Annotated in this window: 18 protein-coding genes; 10 read left to right on the top strand and 8 right to left on the bottom strand. The window is 39.3% G+C overall.

The annotated features are described in order from the left end of the window. The first annotated feature begins 208 nt into the window (after positions 1–208). Positions 209–913 carry a hypothetical protein gene (locus AC6H44_RS17280; protein ID WP_500739106.1) on the top strand — a complete coding sequence of 235 codons (705 nt, stop codon included), beginning with the start codon at positions 209–211 and terminating at the stop codon, positions 911–913. Positions 914–989: 76 nt separating this feature from the next. After that, positions 990–2,261, top strand: a complete 1,272-nt coding sequence (locus AC6H44_RS17275) for a hypothetical protein (protein WP_500739105.1) — start codon at positions 990–992, stop codon at positions 2,259–2,261. Here AC6H44_RS17275 and AC6H44_RS17270 read toward each other — a convergent pair. The 3 genes from AC6H44_RS17270 to AC6H44_RS17260 form a co-directional block, all read right to left on the bottom strand. Continuing rightward, positions 2,209–3,755, bottom strand: a protein-coding gene (locus AC6H44_RS17270) for an IS3 family transposase (RefSeq protein ID WP_500739103.1) whose coding sequence is annotated in 2 segments (ribosomal slippage) — positions 2,209–3,293 and positions 3,293–3,755 — 1,548 coding nt in all. Because the reading frame shifts where the segments join, the coding sequence is not laid out codon by codon here. The two genes, AC6H44_RS17275 and AC6H44_RS17270, sit on opposite strands and share 53 nt — an antisense overlap. A 34-nt stretch (positions 3,756–3,789) precedes the next feature. Further along, positions 3,790–3,990: a hypothetical protein gene (locus tag AC6H44_RS17265; RefSeq protein WP_500739102.1), complete on the bottom strand. Its 201-nt coding sequence runs from the start codon at positions 3,988–3,990 to the stop codon at positions 3,790–3,792. 339 nt (positions 3,991–4,329) lie between these two features. Next, positions 4,330–4,509: a hypothetical protein gene (locus AC6H44_RS17260; protein ID WP_500739101.1), complete on the bottom strand. Its 180-nt coding sequence runs from the start codon at positions 4,507–4,509 to the stop codon at positions 4,330–4,332. Between the two features lie 1,001 nt (positions 4,510–5,510). Here AC6H44_RS17260 and AC6H44_RS17255 point away from each other — a divergent pair. From AC6H44_RS17255 to AC6H44_RS17230, 6 genes are all read left to right on the top strand, one after another. Continuing rightward, positions 5,511–5,831, top strand: coding sequence for a helix-turn-helix domain-containing protein (locus AC6H44_RS17255; protein ID WP_500739099.1), 321 nt, complete (start codon positions 5,511–5,513; stop codon positions 5,829–5,831). Then, positions 5,815–7,203: a HipA domain-containing protein gene (locus AC6H44_RS17250; protein ID WP_500739098.1), complete on the top strand. Its 1,389-nt coding sequence runs from the start codon at positions 5,815–5,817 to the stop codon at positions 7,201–7,203. The genes AC6H44_RS17255 and AC6H44_RS17250 overlap by 17 nt, the downstream gene beginning before the upstream one ends. 302 nt (positions 7,204–7,505) lie before the next feature. Further along, entirely contained in the window at positions 7,506–7,904 is a 399-nt protein-coding gene (locus AC6H44_RS17245; RefSeq protein ID WP_008113525.1) for a DUF6088 family protein, read from the top strand. Further along, a complete protein-coding gene (locus AC6H44_RS17240) occupies positions 7,894–8,313 on the top strand; it encodes a nucleotidyl transferase AbiEii/AbiGii toxin family protein (protein ID WP_500739097.1) in 420 nt (139 codons plus the stop codon). Before AC6H44_RS17245 ends, AC6H44_RS17240 begins: the two co-directional genes overlap by 11 nt. Positions 8,314–8,525: 212 nt before the next feature. Further along, complete coding sequence (locus tag AC6H44_RS17235; RefSeq protein ID WP_500739096.1) at positions 8,526–10,133, top strand: IS1634 family transposase; 1,608 nt, start codon at positions 8,526–8,528, stop codon at positions 10,131–10,133. Further along, positions 10,093–10,560, top strand: a complete 468-nt coding sequence (locus AC6H44_RS17230; RefSeq protein ID WP_500739095.1) for a hypothetical protein — start codon at positions 10,093–10,095, stop codon at positions 10,558–10,560. Before AC6H44_RS17235 ends, AC6H44_RS17230 begins: the two co-directional genes overlap by 41 nt. A gap of 192 nt (positions 10,561–10,752) precedes the next feature. On the opposite strand, the gene AC6H44_RS17225 is transcribed toward AC6H44_RS17230, so the two are convergent. Beyond that, positions 10,753–11,565 (bottom strand): LysR family transcriptional regulator, encoded by an 813-nt coding sequence (locus AC6H44_RS17225; RefSeq protein WP_500739094.1) that lies wholly within the window; start codon positions 11,563–11,565, stop codon positions 10,753–10,755. A gap of 129 nt (positions 11,566–11,694) precedes the next feature. Between AC6H44_RS17225 and AC6H44_RS17220 the strand changes: the two genes are divergently transcribed. Both AC6H44_RS17220 and AC6H44_RS17215 read left to right on the top strand, forming a co-directional pair. Beyond that, complete coding sequence (locus AC6H44_RS17220) at positions 11,695–11,910, top strand: DUF2798 domain-containing protein (RefSeq protein ID WP_500739093.1); 216 nt, start codon at positions 11,695–11,697, stop codon at positions 11,908–11,910. Between the two features lie 2 nt (positions 11,911–11,912). Further along, positions 11,913–12,203, top strand: coding sequence for a putative quinol monooxygenase (locus tag AC6H44_RS17215; RefSeq protein ID WP_500739091.1), 291 nt, complete (start codon positions 11,913–11,915; stop codon positions 12,201–12,203). Positions 12,204–12,661: 458 nt separating this feature from the next. On the opposite strand, the gene AC6H44_RS17210 is transcribed toward AC6H44_RS17215, so the two are convergent. From AC6H44_RS17210 to dgt, 4 genes are all read right to left on the bottom strand, one after another. After that, positions 12,662–13,660 (bottom strand): YecA family protein, encoded by a 999-nt coding sequence (locus AC6H44_RS17210; RefSeq protein ID WP_500739090.1) that lies wholly within the window; start codon positions 13,658–13,660, stop codon positions 12,662–12,664. Positions 13,661–14,269: 609 nt separating this feature from the next. Then, a complete protein-coding gene (locus AC6H44_RS17205) occupies positions 14,270–15,124 on the bottom strand; it encodes a substrate-binding periplasmic protein (RefSeq protein ID WP_500739089.1) in 855 nt (284 codons plus the stop codon). Between the two features lie 9 nt (positions 15,125–15,133). Beyond that, positions 15,134–16,546: a hypothetical protein gene (locus tag AC6H44_RS17200; protein WP_500739087.1), complete on the bottom strand. Its 1,413-nt coding sequence runs from the start codon at positions 16,544–16,546 to the stop codon at positions 15,134–15,136. A gap of 85 nt (positions 16,547–16,631) precedes the next feature. Then, entirely contained in the window at positions 16,632–18,095 is a 1,464-nt protein-coding gene (gene dgt / locus AC6H44_RS17195; RefSeq protein ID WP_500739086.1) for a dGTPase, read from the bottom strand. Positions 18,096–18,118 lie beyond the last annotated feature (23 nt).

The raw sequence follows: 18,118 nt of genomic DNA, 5'->3' as shown, positions 1-18,118 counted from the left end.
AGAGCTTGCTCGCGCGAAAAGCGCAGCTTTTAAATTTGTAGGTCGTGGCGTAGGCGGGAGTTTACCTCGCGTTTGTTAAGTTAAAAATGCAATTTTTATTAATTGTAAGTACTGAGCTTGCTCATGCAAAAGTAGGTATTTTAACTTCTAGACATGCTTTCGAAAAGTTGAGACCAGTTGGTTGACTGTGACTAATTAGGAAATGGAAATGAAGATATCAGAGATAGTAAAAACTACGTTAGATGTTTTACAAAAATATATTTGGCTGTTAACAGTTTTCTTTTATATTCAAGGAACTGTTTATTATTCTGAATATTTAGAGCAGCTACATGTTGATACTGATTATTATCCTATCAACTTCGAACAAGTACTATTAAATACAATGACAATGTACCTACAACAACCCTTTTTGGTTTCCATACTTTTATGCATATGTCTTGGTGTAATAGCTATCTTCATTAATGATAAATTTATCAATTGGTCTAAATTAAAATTTAGTAGCTTTAACAGTACAAATAAGCACGTTAAACCTTACACAGAGAAAGACCTGATAAAGCCCATAGAGATTAACAAACCTAATAAAATTCAACGTTGTGGGATCAATATTCTTGTTATAGCTTATTCTTTATTTGTTTTTTTAATTGTTTCTATTATTCCAGCAGCTTTAGTAGCTAAATTTGATGCTGAAGATTTACTTGCTTACGCAGATAAACAAATCGAGCTAATGAAAAATGATAAAAGTTCAGTAAAAAGTAATATAAAAATAAAGTGTGATTCTGTTTCAAAATCTTTCTCGGGGCCTTTTTTTAACATCAAAAGCTCTACGCTTTATCACTCTATCTATGATGGTAAAACGACAATTACAATCCCCAATACTTGCATAGATTTTAGAAGCGCTAAGCATAAAGATTAATGCGCGCTGAACAATTGTTGCAAAAATCAAAATTAACTGATAGGTTAATAACCACATAATAAGAAAGGATTCTGCAATGAAGCTCAATCAAGTTCTATCAATTGTAAACCAAGTAGAGAAATCAAAATTTATTTCATGCCTCGATCGTCTTTGCTCTGATGCCGCTAAAAATAATAAAACGCTAGCTAAAACAATCGATAATATCGACGGCCAAATCAAAAATGCATCTGGTAGCGAAATAACTCAACTATTTAATACTGTCCGCGAGTTCTTCAAAGTTTCTGTAAAAGAACAGATTTTAATGAGTACAGCACAGCTTAACTTACTGGTGAATATATTAAGCCGCGACGGTAATGGTGTTGCAAGAATTAGCTGGATTGAGTCGCTTTATGAAAAAGAGTGGGCTGAATTATCCAAGCTTTCTAAAGAACTAAATGAGTGTATTTCACTGGGAGCAGTTGAGGGGCTTTCTGAAAGAAATCGTGCGTTAAAGATTTATCACGCTTGTATGAAAGAAGCATATTTTAATGATGAAAAGAACAACCGTGATGCCAAAGTTACCGACGATGAACGCAGTATTCTTAATGTGCTTGCAGATGAGCTAAACCTTACGACTGATGAATGCGCCGCTGTCGAGCATTTAGTTGATGTTATTCCTAAAAATGGTGTGCTAGATGCCTTGAATAGCCTAAGGGATATAGGATTGATATTTATCAGTAAAAAGCGCCAAGAAGTATTTATTCCTGATGAAATAGTTACCTTACTGAATGAAATTCAAGGAAAAGACCTTGCTGATAAATATGTGCTTAGAATATTAAGAACTTGCACCGATGCAGAGCTTTCAAATGCACTTAAAGCACATGGTCGAAAAATCAGAGGCATAAGTCGCACTGATAAAATTCAAACAATTATTCATTCAGGTATAGGTGCAGCCAAATTATTATCAGATGACATTCATAACGTCGAAGATAATCAAAACCAACGTAAAGAAAGATTAAAGCAGCTAATTCAAGACTTAGAAATTGATACAGAGAAATTAGGCACAACGTTAGATGAACGCATTGGGCTAATATTAACATCGTTATCTGGTGCAACAGAAAAAGAGTTTGACTCTCTAAGTGCCAGTGGCTTTAAACAATTATTAAAAACGCTCGAAGAGCACTTTCCAACAATGCAAGCTGTGCTAAAAGAAGCATTTGAGCTCGAAGCTAACGAAGTTATAGACACAGAAAAATTACGTGCGTTAAGTATTACCCCCGGAGTTTTTCAAGTTAGTTGTCGCCTCGAGTTAAATTTTATGCCGCCCGCATCTCTTCTTTTTTCTCAGGATTTAAATTTACTTCCTTAATCATTGACCAATCGCGTGATTTTCCTGACCAACGACCTGGGTTATTCAATTTAGCAGCATCGTTTACCTGCTGACGCTTAGCCAATATTTCTTTATCTAACCCTAAGTGACGCTGGTTTGGTGTGACAAATTTTATACCACTGTGCAAATGCTCATTATTGTACCAATCTACAAACTCTGCCACCCATTGTCTTGCTGCACTTAGGTCTATAAATGGTTTTTCTGGGTACTCTGTGCAATATTTCAACGTTTTAAATAACGACTCAGAGTAAGGATTATCATTACTCACTGAGGGACGACTAAACGACGGTACTATGCCTAGCTCTTGTAACGTAGCCAATAATGTAGCGCCTTTCATTGGGCTGCCATTATCCGAATGTAACGTGACTTGCTCTGGTTTTATTTGCTCTCTATCACAAATGTCTGTCATCAAATCAGCTGCTAGTTCACTTAACTGTGTATCGTGAACCTGCCACCCCACAATTTTTCGACTAAAAATATCCATCACTAAATACAAGTATAAAAACTCGCCTTTAACCGTTGTTGGTAAATACGTAATATCCCATGTATAAACTTCGTTCGCACCGGTTGCAGTGAGTGCCTTTGGCCTTTTTACCTGCCTATTTGGCTTCACTTTTTCCCTGTGCGTTAATAAATGGTGACGTTTCATAACCCGATAAAATGAACTCTCAGATGCTATCCATACGCCATTATCAAGCAACTTGGGCACTATTTTACTCGGCGGTAAATGCCCATACTCAACCGAATTAACAATAGAGATAATTCGCTGTCGCTCAAGCTCTGTGAGTTTATTTGGCGACTGCTTTGTTGTACATGTTCGTTTATCGACCATTTCATCCTCTGCCACCCAACGCTGCACTGTTCTAGCTGTTAAGCCCAGCAACTCGCATGCTTGCTTCAGTCTTGCCCCTGATTTTTGCGCTTCAGTAATGAGCTTTATTAATTCATGTCGCTCTGTTGTCGTCGTTAATCGTCCTCGTTGAAACCCCAAATAGCATCCACTTTTTTTTTAAGAACGAGTAGTGCTGCTGTTTCAGCTAACGCCTTGTCTTTACGATTAAGTTCTTTTTGCAACTGCTTTATTTCTTGCTTTAACTGTTTACTGTCTGATTTAGCGAGTGTCGTTTTAGGCTCTTGAGCAAAGTCCTGCTTCCACTGCTTGATATGATGCGGATAAAGCCCTTTACTACGACAATATTCATTAATAGCTGTGTCATCTAAATGGCCACAGTCAATAATCGCGCTGAGTCTTTCTTTTAAACTCCAATCTTGTGGCCGTTTTTCTGTTGTCATTTGGCTACCCGTCTGATGTGTTTCAAGTTGATGTTTTTTTGCAAGTGCTATCCAACGTTGTAACGTTGAATAACCGACACCTAAATCATCTGCAATATCTTCTAGACGAACATCATCACATTGAGATAATGCTTTTTCAACCGCTTGAACTTTAAATTCTTGTGTAAATCGACGTCTCATTTTCTCTACCTCTACTAAAAATTAGAGGCGACAACTATCCTGACACAGGGGGATTGCTAGAAATTTTGTTTAGAAACTGATTAATGATTCTAAAATCATCATCGATGAGAAGATCAGGTTGTGTATGAAGATGTGAGAAAATTTCAATATATTGATTAAATATAGACTTAATTTCATCTATGTCATCCGAATAATTTAAATCAAAAACTTCTTCTATTTTAGCAAATGAATTCATTCTTTATCCTTAAAATACTGTGGCTGTTATTTAGAAACACTTTAATATACATAACTCATAGTGCATCGACAAACTTTGCTTAAAGGCTACTGTTAAGAATATTTCCCCGTGATCACACCCGAAATTAAATTAATGATGAGTAATAACAGCGCATGGATGCGCGTTAAGCTGTGACTTCGCCATGGACGGCGAATACACAGCATTTACGTACATATCATTAATTTAAATTGAGGAAGCAATGTGATCCTCGGGGCGCCGTGGGGTTCCAAGGGCGGACGGCGGTATCCGCTCCTTGGTTGCCGCCAGCAATCTGGCAAAAATCTCGAATGAGGTTACATATTAAAAGTTAAGCGTAGTCTTATTACTAACTACAATATAATAAAAATAAGCGCGACCGCGCTTTTCAAACTTAAGCTTACCACGTTCGCGGCGGTGCATTAACTCACAACCAGATACTTTTAAATGCTTCATAGCTTTTTTACTCGAAAGCCATTTACCTTTTTTATCTTGATTAGCCATTAAAATTACTCAAACAGTTAAGATAACTTAATATACATAACGCTTTTAATAACAACAAATTTGCAGGCGAGTGCTGAGTTAAATCCCCCGTGATCACACCCGAAAAGACTCAATTGATGAGTAATTGATTGCATGGATGCAATCAAAGCCGTGACAGGCACTTGGGTGAAAAACGCAGTTTTGAACGAGAGGGTATGGATACCCGAACTGGGGAGCGTACATGGATGTGCAAGTTGGGCGAATACACGGCGGTTACGTTCATATCAATTGTGGCTTTGAGGAAAGTGCAAAATGCTCGGGGCGCCGAGGTGACGAATGACCAACAAAAATATCAGGAATATTTTTGAACAGCTTTGCTGGCCCGGAGGGTAAAAAACAGGACGATTTTTATAACCGAAGTTTCGCAGCGCGAGGAAGTGGAAGCATGGATGCTGACAGGAACCCAGCTTCAGGGATGAATTACTTGCAGCAGAGTCAACTGTGAAAATCGTACGCCCCTTGGTTGCCGTCGCCAACGCGACATATATCAATAAAAGCATCGAGCATTGAGCGTCGAGTTGCGGGGATCGGGCTTAGCGCTTTTTGCGTCAGCAAGCTTAACGACTACGGTGATAAAAGGCGCTAGGTTGTAGGGACTAGTATGTACCCATAGCTCGATGCATGTTGCTCGAAACCCGCAGCTTTTTTCTTGCTATTCTCATTTACCCTCATTATCTTCTCTTTGTGTGAATTGGTCTTATAACTCAAGTTTTAGTCTAAAAATAAATAACTCACTCACCAACTTTACCTCGGATAACTACACAGGCAGTTATTCAACTTTAAATCCATAAGTGGCTTTTAGTTTACTTTTGAAGATTACACTTGTTGTTATGCTCTATAAGTAAAATAAAATTTACTTATATAAAACAGATTTGCTTTTTAAAACTAAAAGTAAATCAGTGTTGACTTTCGGGCTTTAAATTCTAAAATCAATTATATAAGTAAACTATAGTTGACTAATCATGAATGATACGCCAGTAAAAAAAACCTTAGGTAGGGTGGTTAAAAGCACTGAAATGCCTGATCTCTCTAAACCGTTTTCGCCTATGCAGCTGGCTAAAGCGATTACTGCAAAACGTACAGGTATGAAGCTTACTTTAGTTGATGTATCACAAGCATTAAATATTTCAAAGCCTACCTTGATAAAAATAGAAAAAGCCGATGTTACTGTGCAGCTGCATAATGTACTGAAAGTGATGGAATACTTAGGGTTGTCGTTTAGCCTTATTAGTGATGATTTAGCTCATAGCGATGATGGGGTGAGCGATGAACAGTGGTACTAAAACAAGCAGTTTAGATGTGTTTATCGGTCAATCGCAAAAGGTGGCCGAGATAACGCTGGCAATAGGCTCTGAAAATGAGATTTCATTTACTTATGAGCCTAAATGGATAAGTGAGGGGTTTGCAGTTTCACCACACTTGCCACTCAATGGCGATTTTGACTCTCGTGCAGTACGTAATTATTTGCAAAATTTATTACCTGAAGGGAAAGGCCTTGAAGAAATTATTAGCAGTACGACCATTTCTAAAAATAATACGTTCGGTTTAATTAAAGTGATTGGCGAGGAGACCTCAGGTGCTTTGTCGTTTAGAGCAAGTAAAAGTACAACAAAGCGAACATCCTTTCGTGAAGTAACTAAAGATGAGTTAAGTCAAAAGCTGAACCGTTTTAAGCAAGCTGGCGAGCCTATTACACTGTGGGATGGGCGAACGAGGCTTTCTGTTGCTGGAGTTCAAGATAAACTTAACCTACTCGAAATAGATGGCAAACTCGGGTTTGGTGAAGGCGAGTTATGCTCTAATAAAATCTTTAAGTTTGAAACGGGCGCTGCGCCTTGCATCGCAGTGAACGAACTATTTACTATGTTATTGGCAAAAGGTGCAGGACTTGACGTGCCTGATGTTGAATTGCGTAGCTATGGTGAAATGCGGGCCTTTGTTATCGATCGCTTTGACAGGCGTGTTGTTAAAGAGCAAAACTGCGTTCTACGTCGCCATGTTATTGATGGTTGCCAAGCGACTAATTTACCTCCTTCTTATAAATACGAGCGTCAGCACGGTGATGAAGGTGACGGTATTTATATTCGAGATGGGGTGTCTTTTCCTAAGCTATTTAATATTGAAACAGCGAATCTGCAAGCGTATCAGGCGCAACTTATTCGTTGGATGACATTTAATATTTTAGTGCGTAATTATGATGCTCACGGTAAAAACATTAGTTTTTTTGTTGGTAAACATGGCTTAGAGCTCACACCGTTTTACGATTTGGTAAACATAGAAGCGATTATTGAACAAACGGGCATTGATTGTGCAAAAGGTGGGGCAAAGCCAGCTATTTCAAGGCACTATGCAATGTCGCTAGGTGACTATAATTCACAAGGCGCGGGTAACTTTAGCAATGAAATAACAGCCTATATGTTAGCTGATTTTGCTGATGAGTTTGATATTTCTGTTGCGCGTATGCAGCTACTGATGAGCCAAACAATTCAGTCAGTATTAGCGGCAATAAATAGGGCCAAAGCGACTACTATTGAAAATAACTTGTCTACAACTGAATTAGCGCATATTGATTTATGTATTAATGTTATTAAAACTGCGGCAGAAGAGTTAAACAAACAAGTGATACAGTTACCGAAGATGAAGGCGTATATTTAAGTTTCGATGGTAAAGGCGCTAGGGTCGTAAAAGGTATTAGGGGCGATTAATACGTAACCTATGGCTTTTTTTGTCTTTTCTATGTAGGTCGCACCTCGGTGCTAGGATGCTTGCACCAGCTCGCTGTACGCAGCTCGTTACACGAAGCCGAAATTGGGTTTTAAAATAATCACAGGCAAAGCGGGTCACTGGTGTTTAATACCATCAAGATGATGTGATTACATCAATTAAGTGTCGTATGTTTGCATTGTTTAGATGTCGTATGTTTGCTATATTTTATCTAAGCAACGAGAGTAATTAATATGACAATAGCAAGTAAAGTAACCACAAGAATAAATCGCTCTAAGCGTTATGTTTTTGAGCGCGCTGATTTTGCTGATATTGCAGGTTACGACCAAGTTGGCCGTGTTTTAAAAAAGCTAGTTGATAGTGGCCAGTTGTTACGCATTGGCTATGGGCTTTATACTAAAGCGCGAGAAAATCGCATTACTGGTAAGTTAATGCCAGCATCACCTGCGGGTGCAGATGGAGTCATTTTAGAAGCTATTGAAAAACTGGGCGTTGAGTATCAGTTTGATGAATTTACACAACGCAGTCTTAATGGTGAAAGTTTACAAGTTCCCGCTTCGTTTAAAATAATGACCAATAGTCGATTTAAGCGTAAAATTGTTGTAAATAATAGCGCTATCAATGCGAGTTGATAGCGATTTATTTTTAGATGTAGCGGATGCTCTTGGTATGGGTAACCCTGCCATTGTTGAAAAAGATTACTATGTAGTTGCATTACTTAAGCTACTTTGTGAGTTATCTTTTGATACGCATTTTTTAGTTTTTTCAGGTGGTACAGCATTAACAAAGTCAGGCATTAAAACTTATAGGATGTCTGAAGATGTTGATATAAAAATCATTCCCAAAGATTTAACTGCTAACACGTCTAAAACTAAAAGAAGAAAGGCTAGAAAAGCGCTCCACTTACAATTAATTGCTGCAATTAATTCACATGATTATTTTTCTATAGAAAATACTCCAACTGTTTTTGATGAATATCGATATCAACAAATTGATATTCGCTATCCTCAAGCCCATTCAAAAGCCCCATGCTTACGATAAATTAGAGCTTATTGAAACGTTACTTTTTGATAATGTACAAAGCCGCAATATATCTTCTTTAGTGAACGAGGTAACTCAACAGGCACCAGAAGTGCCGCTGATGGATTTTTCTAGTATTAAGCCGTCTTTCCGCACCCAAAAAAATTAATAAAAAAGCTTGACGACGATCTCCATTTTTGATCTATTACTTATCTTTAAGTGGTGTAAAATTTATGGCGTCTTATTCAACAAAAAGTCTTGATCATTTAGGTTTAGTTGCAGGTATGAACAAAGAACTTGGTATTGCTAAGTTAATTGATCAATCACTCCCTGAGCAAAGCCCTGATAAGTTGATTTCTTATGGTCAACTTGTTGAAGCCATGATTTTAAATGGGCTTGGTTTTGTTGGCCGCACTCTGCATATGTATCCGCAATACTTTAAAGAGCGCCCCGTTGAGCGCCTTATTGGAGAAGGGATAAAAGCTGAGTACATTAATGATGATGCATTAGGTCGTTGCCTTGATAAACTGTATGACGCCGGTGTTTCCGGTATTTATCAAACCTTATCAGCCCACGTTGTAAAGCACTTAAACCTTCCTTGTGAAGGTATCAATTTAGACTCAACCAGTATTCATGTTGATGGTAAGTATGAGGATGATATTGATAGCCAAGCGATCAAACTTGTCAAAGGCTATAGTCGAGATCACCGCCCTGAGTTAAATCAAGTTATATTGAATTTGATCACAGAAAACAGAGCGGGGATCCCTATTTATATGCAAGCAGCCAGCGGTAATAGCAATGATAGCGAAGGCTTTAAACAGATTGTAAAACAGCATATAAGCAGTCTCAAAGCGGCACAGAATAGCCGTTACTTTATTGGCGATGCAGCGCTTTATACCGCAGAAACGATCCAATCACTTCACGAACAAGCGCAGCTTTTTATTTCCCGTGCGCCACAAAAATTAAAACAGGTTAAAGAAGCCATCAAGGCACAACATACACTCGATTTCGAGCAGATGGACAATGGCTATAGCGGCGCTTGGTTGACATCAGAATATGGAGAAGTCAAGCAGCGTTGGTTATTGCTCAAAAGTGAGCAAGCCAAAAATAGAGAGCAACATACGCTCACTAAGCGGATGGAAAAAGAAAGCAATGAAACGCTAAAATCCTTTAAGAAATTAAACAAACAAAAATTTGCGTGTCGTTTAGATGCAGAGCAAGCATTAAAAACGTGGCAAAAAGGGCATCCTGACAGTGAAGTATATGCGCATGAAATCATTGAGCAGGGCGTATTTAAACGCAGTGGTCGTCCAAAGCTAATGCAACAACCCGATAGTATTGAATATCAAATTACAGGCACAGTTTATTGGACACTAGCAGCGAGAAAAACGAGGTTACAAGACAAAGGCATGTTTATACTGGCGACGAATGATTTACGCGATTCGCTGTCGATGGAAAAAATGCTCAGTTTATACAAATCCCAACAAAGTGTTGAGAAAGGATTTCGATTTTTAAAGAGCCCTGACTTTTTAACCTCATCACTTTACTTGAAAAAACCAGAGCGGATAGAGGCACTGTTAATGATAATGACGTGCTGTTTAATGGTTTACGCCGCACTGGAGCATAAAATGAGGGCTGAGTTAAAAGCGCAGGAAGCTCATTTTCCCAACTTAAAATACAAGCCCTGTCAAAACCCAACAGCGCGATGGGTATTTTTCTGTTTCCAGGGTATTCATGTGTTAACGCTAAGTGAAACACAGGAATTAGTATTGAATATAGAGCAGAGGAACAGGACAATCATTGATTGCATGGGCAGTATCTATCAAGAAATTTATTCCTGAAAGCGTTGCGGAATGTCGGATTAAGGGTACACAAGCTGAAAAGTTAGTGTCTATGCTTAGGCGGACAGCGAGCTTTGCACGTGATAATAAAAGAGACGATGATCCTGCGCTAATTCGCCATATTTATGATACGTATTATATTCAACACGCTGGGTTGGCGGATGTTCAAGATGTAGTACCTTTAGTGCAAAAAGTCATCGCGGAAGATATTACCCGTTACGGTAATCAGCATTTAGAATTTATGGCAGAACCGATTATTGAACTTAAGTTTGCTTTAAACGTGTTACAAACTAATTCACTCTATGAAACGCGCTTTAATGAATATGTTGTTCCAATGATTTACGGTAGTCATAAATTGGTGTGGCAAGAAGCATTTGATGTATTTAAATCATTTTGCAAAGATGTTTTAAATGATATCAAGCTTTAACCGTCAAATTTGAAAAGTACTGTATTTTCATAATCACTACACACTAATGCTCAGAGCGCCGAGAGGTGACGAATGACCAACAAGAATATCAGGAATATTTTTGAACAGTTTTGCTAAAAGGCGTCGAGCGTCGAGTATTAAAAGCGGCGCTTTTCGCGTCAGTAAATTCCCGTCTACAGCATAAATAACCCTTTAACCTAATTTAACAATATCTCCCTGTAAGCATGGCGTTTGCTCAATTATGTTTTGTATTAAAGCAATTAACTGACTTGCATTTCTGCTTGGCTGGCGTGTGTTATGCCATAGGGCATAAATAGGCCGGTTTGCAAAAGCAGGCTGCAATTCAATATAGTCAAAAGCCTGTTTGTCAGTAATGCAGTTAATTTCACTCATAGGTAATAAACCAACCCCATTACCTTCTTCAACCATTTTTCTGGCTATTGTTATATCAAAGCAATAACTTATGTCGCTATACTGCTCTGTTAGTTTGTTCTGCATGCCTGTTGGTAGTTGTGTTTGTGTGTAAGGTAAAATCAGGCGAGTTTGTGGTGCATTTTTTTTACTGACCAACTTAACTGCAATGGCTCCTAAGCGTTTTTGATAATAACTTGAGTCTTGTTGTTGGCCAATGCGAATAGCGAGATCAAAGCGTTGCTGGCTCAGCTGACTATTGGCATTACTCGGTGATATGTGAAAATTTAGCGAAGGATTATCTTTTATAAATGTATTTAGCGCAGGCATGAGCAGATCTGCAATGATGTTCTGTGGGCATAATAAATAAAAGGTATTGTTACTACTGCTGGCACAATTAAGGGCGGTTATTTGATTATTAAGCGCTAACACTGAATCTGCGAGTGATGTATAAAGCTGCTCCCCCTTTGCTGTTAGCACTATCCCTCTTGCTGTACGTTGCAATAATGGCTCTGTTAATTTGGTTTCAAGTGCTTGAATACGTCGCGATAGAGTCGATAAATTTAAGCCTAAATCTTTTGCAGTTTGGCTCATACTTTTCCGCCGTGCTACCTCAATAAATAAGTGGATATCATCAAGCATTTCTGTTTCTCAATCTTAGTTTGCATTTTTGTGAGTATGGAAGCCCCAAGCTTTTGAATATAGTAACGCCAAGGAGGAAATATGAAAATTCATTTTATTTTTACATTGGCATTTTCGTTCATGATGTCGTTTTTACTATCTGCATGGGTGACCTACGTTAATTTAGGTTTAAGTGACACATTTGTGCAAAGTTGGCTAACTGCATTTATTAATGCTTGGCCTGCGGCTTTTTTAGTGGCCTTTACTGTAGCGCCGCCGATTCGTTCTGTGGTTATTAAATTAATTAATAAGGATTAAAGATGATCAATATAGTGGCAAAAATAACACCTCAAGCTTCATTATTTGATGACTGTAAAGGGCGTTTACAGCAAATTTTAAAGCCTACACAGACTGAGGTTGGCTGTATTCGATTTGAGCTATACACCAATAGTGAGCATACATGCTTGTTTTTAGTCGAACAATTTACGTCGCAAGAAGCTCTGAATGCGCATTATTCACAGCCGTACGTTAAAGAGGTTTTTGCATTTTATGAAACGGCGTTAGTAAGACCGGTAGAAGTAAATAAATTAGTCGCGATTGAGCAAGTTTAACTTATCGTGTGTATTTCAGTGGAGAGGAAATAGATTGCTCCTCGCAACACGAGGAAGTGGAGGCTGACAGGAACCCAGCTTCAGGGATGAATTACTTGCAGCAGAGATTATTTGAAGACAAATAGCCCCTTGGTTGCCGTCGCCAACGCGACATGTATTAATAAAAGCATCGAGCAACGAGTTGCGGGGATCGGGCTTAGATATTAAAAGCTGCGCTTTTCGCGTCAGCAAGCTTAACGCCTACGGTGATAAAAGGTGCTAGGTTAAAGGTTAAAGGCGCTAGGTTGTAGGAACTAGTATGTACCCATAGCTCGATGCCCGTTGCTCGAAACCGGTCGCTCGAAACCCGCAGCTCGGTGCGCGCGACCCGTCTTTTGAGGTGGCTTTTCAAATTCGCTAACGTTTAAATGAGGCAATTAAACGTATTATTCGCCTCACTATGTGAGGCGAATGGGTGTTTACATCCCAAATGCAAAGGTGTGTGTTAATAACGGTTGTATATTTGTTTGTATTTTAATGGGCTTGCCATCTGAAAATCGCTTAGGGTTAACGCTGATAAATCCCCAAAATTCTAAAAAACGTTTAATAAAACGAGATTCGATCAGAGTACCCAACATCTTGCTTGGCTCTGTATACTGAGTTGCAGGTATTTCATTTAGTAGTGCAGGAAATGCAGTAATAACTTCTTCAATTAACTGCTCAACTGAGCCATGCTTTTGTAATCGCCATAGCATATATACCCAAAAAATACGCAGATCAACATTGCTCTCAAAGTTATCAAAATAGCCCCAGTTATAGTGTGTGGTGGCCGCTTCAAGCATGGGTAAAAAAAAGGCTTTAATTCCCTGTGATTGATACTGTTTTTGGGCTGTTTTTTTAACATGAAAACGGCCGCTTTTAAAATAAATAATGCCAGTAATATCTGCCAAAATTCGGGTGTAATGCAAGGCGTTAATTTTGTCTTCGTTACTCCCTGAAAATTCACTAATACTGACATGCTTTTCATACTCAGATACGGCAAACTCAGGTAGTAATTCGCTGGCTTGCTTAGCTAGTTTTGCGGGTAAATTACCTTTGGCTGTGGCTTTAAATGATCCGCCTTGCTGCATTGCTTCATCAAGTATTAACGCTAAGTAGCGCATAACAGGACTTGCTGTTAGTTTAGTCGGTGTATTTATTGTTACCCTCGTTAATTGATTGAACGGAGCCCGAAGCCAATTATCCATTTGATTGGCTGATAAACCGCAAAAATCATCTTGTAGATTGTTGTTGATATCAGTAACTTTATGTTGAGTGATAAGCTCTAGCTCTTCAAGGCCTAAATGAGGGTGCATCGTCAATGTTTGAGCTATGTCATCAAATACGTCTGCATGTTGTTTTGAGATGTTATCCATGCAGCAGCGCTTATATTTTTTTCCGCTGTTACATGGGCACGGATCGTTCCTGCCTAAATTCATATAAAAAGTGACTCACTGCGAATTAGTGTTACCAGTATTTAATCAGTTAACGTGTACCGGGTCAAAGTTACTAAGGTGATACGCTCTTAATGTGTAATTATAGCCAAAATATCTCTCCTATAATTTAAATGCCAACGAGCCGCACACCTACGTGACAAAAGGCGCTAGGTTTTAGGGAAGTGACTAGGTGCTAGGATTGCGCAAGCTCTTCGCTCGATACTCGTAGCCCGATACTCGTAGCCCGATACTCGTAGCTTTTTCTTCTCGGTGTAGCAAAGCGCCTCGGTGCCCTCTGTGGTGAAAAAATTGTTTTAGTAATAAACGTCTTTTGTAGCAGCGATTTTACATCGCGTTAGTTCTAGGTTATTAAACACAAAAACGCGGGATGAATCCGCTGCTACCAGTTTGATGTTCACATGAATTTTAGTAAATTATGCACAAAGAAAGCAAAGAGGCGTTGTGCTTTAAAGAAGCTTATTGTCGCCATAAATGACGACCTACAGGTGGTAAAAGTAGGGATAGGATGTTTGCCCGCAGCCCATAGCTCGATGCGCGCGACCCGTCTTTTGAAGTCGCTTTTTAAATTCGCTAACTCACACAATAAGGCAATTATTTTGGCAATTGAAGCGTGTGCTGAGGTGGCTGGTAACGCCCTTGTGTTAAATTTTCAAAATACTGCTGGTAGCGTCCTGTCTGTTTAAACTTTAATAGTTCTTGGTTAAAAAGGGTCTGTAATTTTTCGCTGTTTACGTTGTTTTTTGGGAATAATAAAAAGCTTTGATTGATTAATAATGGCTTTGGATGATGAGTAATAGAATCAAACAGCTCGGGTAATTTACTGGCCAAGGTGTAATAGCCTACGCTTTGCTCTTCGGCAAAAGCATCAATGCGGCCGATAGCGAGGCGCTGAAAATTTTGCTCGGTTGTACTTACCCGCGACATATCAAACAAGCCCTCATCTGCTGCTTTATCAAACTCTTTGCCGTAACTGTATGCAAGCCCACCACCGAGTAATAAGCCTTTTAAATCACTGAGTTTTTGCCAGTTAAAGGGGCGCTGCTTTTGATAAAAAAATACAAAACGTTCGTTTAGCACCGGCTCGCTATACAAATAGTCATGGGTGCGTTGTTGTTCAAACATCCATATTGCGCTGGCTCCATACTTACCATTAATCGTGTCATGGTAAGCGCGTGGCCAAGGTAAAAAGGTAAAATTAACGCTAATATTAAGTTGTGCAAATATATCGCTGATCAAGTGTGCAACTACGCCTTGGTGAGGCAGTGATTGGCTTAAAAAAGGCGGCCACTCGCCAGTACTAATATTTAAAGTAGTGGTTAGGTTTGTGTCTTTATTGGTAGGTTGAGTTACTTCAATGGCATAAATGTGATGAGTTAATAAAGCCATCAGCAATAAAGATGCGATACAAATAAAGTGTCTTAATTTAGCTGATAACATAACATTCATGTGTGTAAGTTATTCCTTGGTTTGCATTTTTTTTGCGCGTTCTTCGGCCTCTATGAGTGCTTGAGATTTTGGTGCGCGTTGCTTTTGTTCTACTTTGGGTTTTTCGGGGGAATTGGGATCCCAGCTTTCATCAAGGGATAAGTTGGCAAATGGATTGCTGATACCCTTTTGATTATCGGCGTTGTTTGGCATTGTCGGCGTTACTGTTACTGACTGGGTGTGGCGCGTTTTTTTATTTGTTGGCAGTGGTGCATCAGGGTCAAAGGTGCGTATTTCGGGCTCTTTAAATTCGTGTTCAGCTGTTGTATCTAATGAAGAATATGGCGCTTTAGATGAATGCGGTGGTGCTTTTGATGGTTGCGATACAATGGGGGGCGTTTCCTCCTGTGAATTTGCAACGGGTATTGCTTTTTTGCTCGACATTGCTTGTTCGGTTGGTTGATTAATAGGTTTACGCTGTTTTTTAGTTTGTTTGGCTTGTGGATCAAACTCCCTTACTTGTGGCTCTGCAAAGTCAGCTGCATTTTTAATACGTGCTAAGGTCGCTTTAGCTGCGGCTTCAAATTCCGCGGTGTTGAGTTCAGGTTTTGCTTTAACTGTAACGGTTTGGTCGGTTGCGGTCGGCTCACTTTTGCCCGCTGACGTAGTGTTTTGTTTAATATTATTTGTTGCTATGCTCGGTTGTATTGTTGACGTTTCTGTAACGGTGTTCAGCGTTGAAAAGGCGGTTTGCGATGGCTGTTTGTTATTTTTTACATGGCGTAAACGCAGTAGTACCACAAGCGTAATTAACACGACCAACAGTAACACTATACTAGGTAAAACGAGTGACCTAACGCTTGATTTAGGCGCTGATAGAGCGAATGCCTGTGTTTTTTCTGCTGTATTGACGCTGATGGGGGCTGGCGTTTGCGTTGGTGCAACAATGGTTTTTTGTACATCCGTTTTTTGCGTATCAATCGCTTGTTTTGTATTATTTTGTATCGGTTTTACTTGTTGAGCTGCGGTATTTTGATTGTGTATAGAAGGCGTATCCGATGATAAAACGGTATCGGATTGGGGTTTTTCCAACGCGTTGTCATTTTTACTACGTGAGTTTTTTATAGGGTCAAGTGAAGGGGTACTATGCTCTGCTGCTGCGTGAGTCTCAATAGCAAGTGGTTTTGCCTGTTTAGTCGGTGTTTCATTAATGATGGGTTTTTCTTTCGTCACTACTTTGGTTTGAGTACGCACAGGTGACGGTTTGCGACAGTTTTTCTCAAAGTCGCGGGCTGCATTTCGGTATAGTCGGCTGGCTTTGTTATTATTGTATTGCTGCATTTCTTGTTTTATAAGAATACACATTGCTTCGTTATAGGCAGCACTGCTTGCGCTATAAAACAAAGAAAAACAAAAAAGCAAGCAACTCAGTAACAGTTTCATAAAACTCAACAGCGGTAAAGCATCAATTGGCTAATATTAAGCGCAAACTAAAAAATTATCTAGGGCTTAACCTAGTATGAAAAAATCAATCAATGACCATTAGGCTACGGTATTCGTCGTAAGCAAATTGGTCGGTCATTCCACTTATGTAGTCCTGAATAAGTCTACAGCGATAATAAAACTCATAAGCGGCAAAGTGGTCGGGCTCTTCTTGCATGGCACTAATGGCATGCTGATAGCTACTTAAATGTTTTTTAGAGAGCTTTTTAACCAGTCGTGATTCTATGAGTAAACGATTATCGCCATGCAGGGCGCGTTTAAAGTCGTCACTGCTTAATTGTAGTAAGGGTTTATAACACTCAAGTAATCCATTAATAATACGATAACCTTGCAGTTCGAGTTTTTCTACTTCTTTGTGAGAAAACACATGCTCAAGCGCGACGTGTTTTAGCGCTTGGGTTGCTGCATGCAGGTAGCTGCGATCTTCTAATAATGCGTGGTTAAAATCGCCATGATAAATGGGTTCTATATTTTGTATAAAGCGTTTGGCTGCATGGTTTACTAATGGATGCAGCAAGGAAACCCGCAAATATATAAAAAACTCACTATTAAAATTAACCGGTTGTGCTTGGGCGCGTTCAATGGCGTAGTTTATAGCGTCATCAACAAAACTGTGGTGTTGGGTGTCATCAAGAGTGAGGTTAATCAATGCTTTTTGATAGTGTTTTTTAAGTTGTTCACATAATTGCTGCGTAGTGAGTATGTCTTTTTCTACCGCATCTTCTATATCGGCAAGGCAGTAAGAAATATCATCGGCCGCTTCCATAATATAACTGGCAGGGTGGCGGCAATAGGGCTCTATTTTCAGCTCTGTTTGCAGTGCTTCTACGAAACTCTTTTCGCTGTAGTAATACCCTACTTTTTTCATCAGGTAGTTTTTATTTTGTGGAATATCTTGCTTAGCGAGGCTTGCTGGACGAGTGTATTTTAAAATGGCTGCACTTTGGCTATAAGTTAAATTGAGGTTTAGTAATGAATGAATAATGCGTATACCTTGGGCATTACCTTCAAAGCTGCAAATATCGTGCGCTAAGTGTTTAAAAATAACCCCTATACTGCTGTTTGTTGTTTGGCAGCGCTCCGGCGTAATGCTGGCTAAATTAGCATTAAACCAATTATTAATAGCCGCTTCGCCAAAGTGACCAAATGGCGGATTACCAATGTCGTGCATTAGGCAGGCCATTTCAACGAGGGTTTCTAATGGGCGCTCAAGGCCGGATAAACCATATTCTTTTTGTTGTTGATAATTTAAACTGGCAAAAATGCGCTGCACAATAAAGCGGCCAACCTGCTGTACTTCTAATGAATGAGTCAGGCGTGAGCGCACAGCCGCGTTTCGCTCCAGTGGAAACACTTGGGTTTTTTGTTGTAGGCGACGAATAGCTGCACTGTTAATAATTCGGCCACGATCGCTTTCAAGCGCCATTTGTAAATTAGCGGTGGTGCGCTGCATGCGTGCGGGGGTTATTTTGCTGCTGAAGTCGATCATGGCAATCCCTAGTAAATATTTTA

The organism is Pseudoalteromonas sp. TAP-3C, from assembly GCF_059888565.1.
This window is presented reverse-complemented; position numbering and strand designations above follow the sequence as displayed.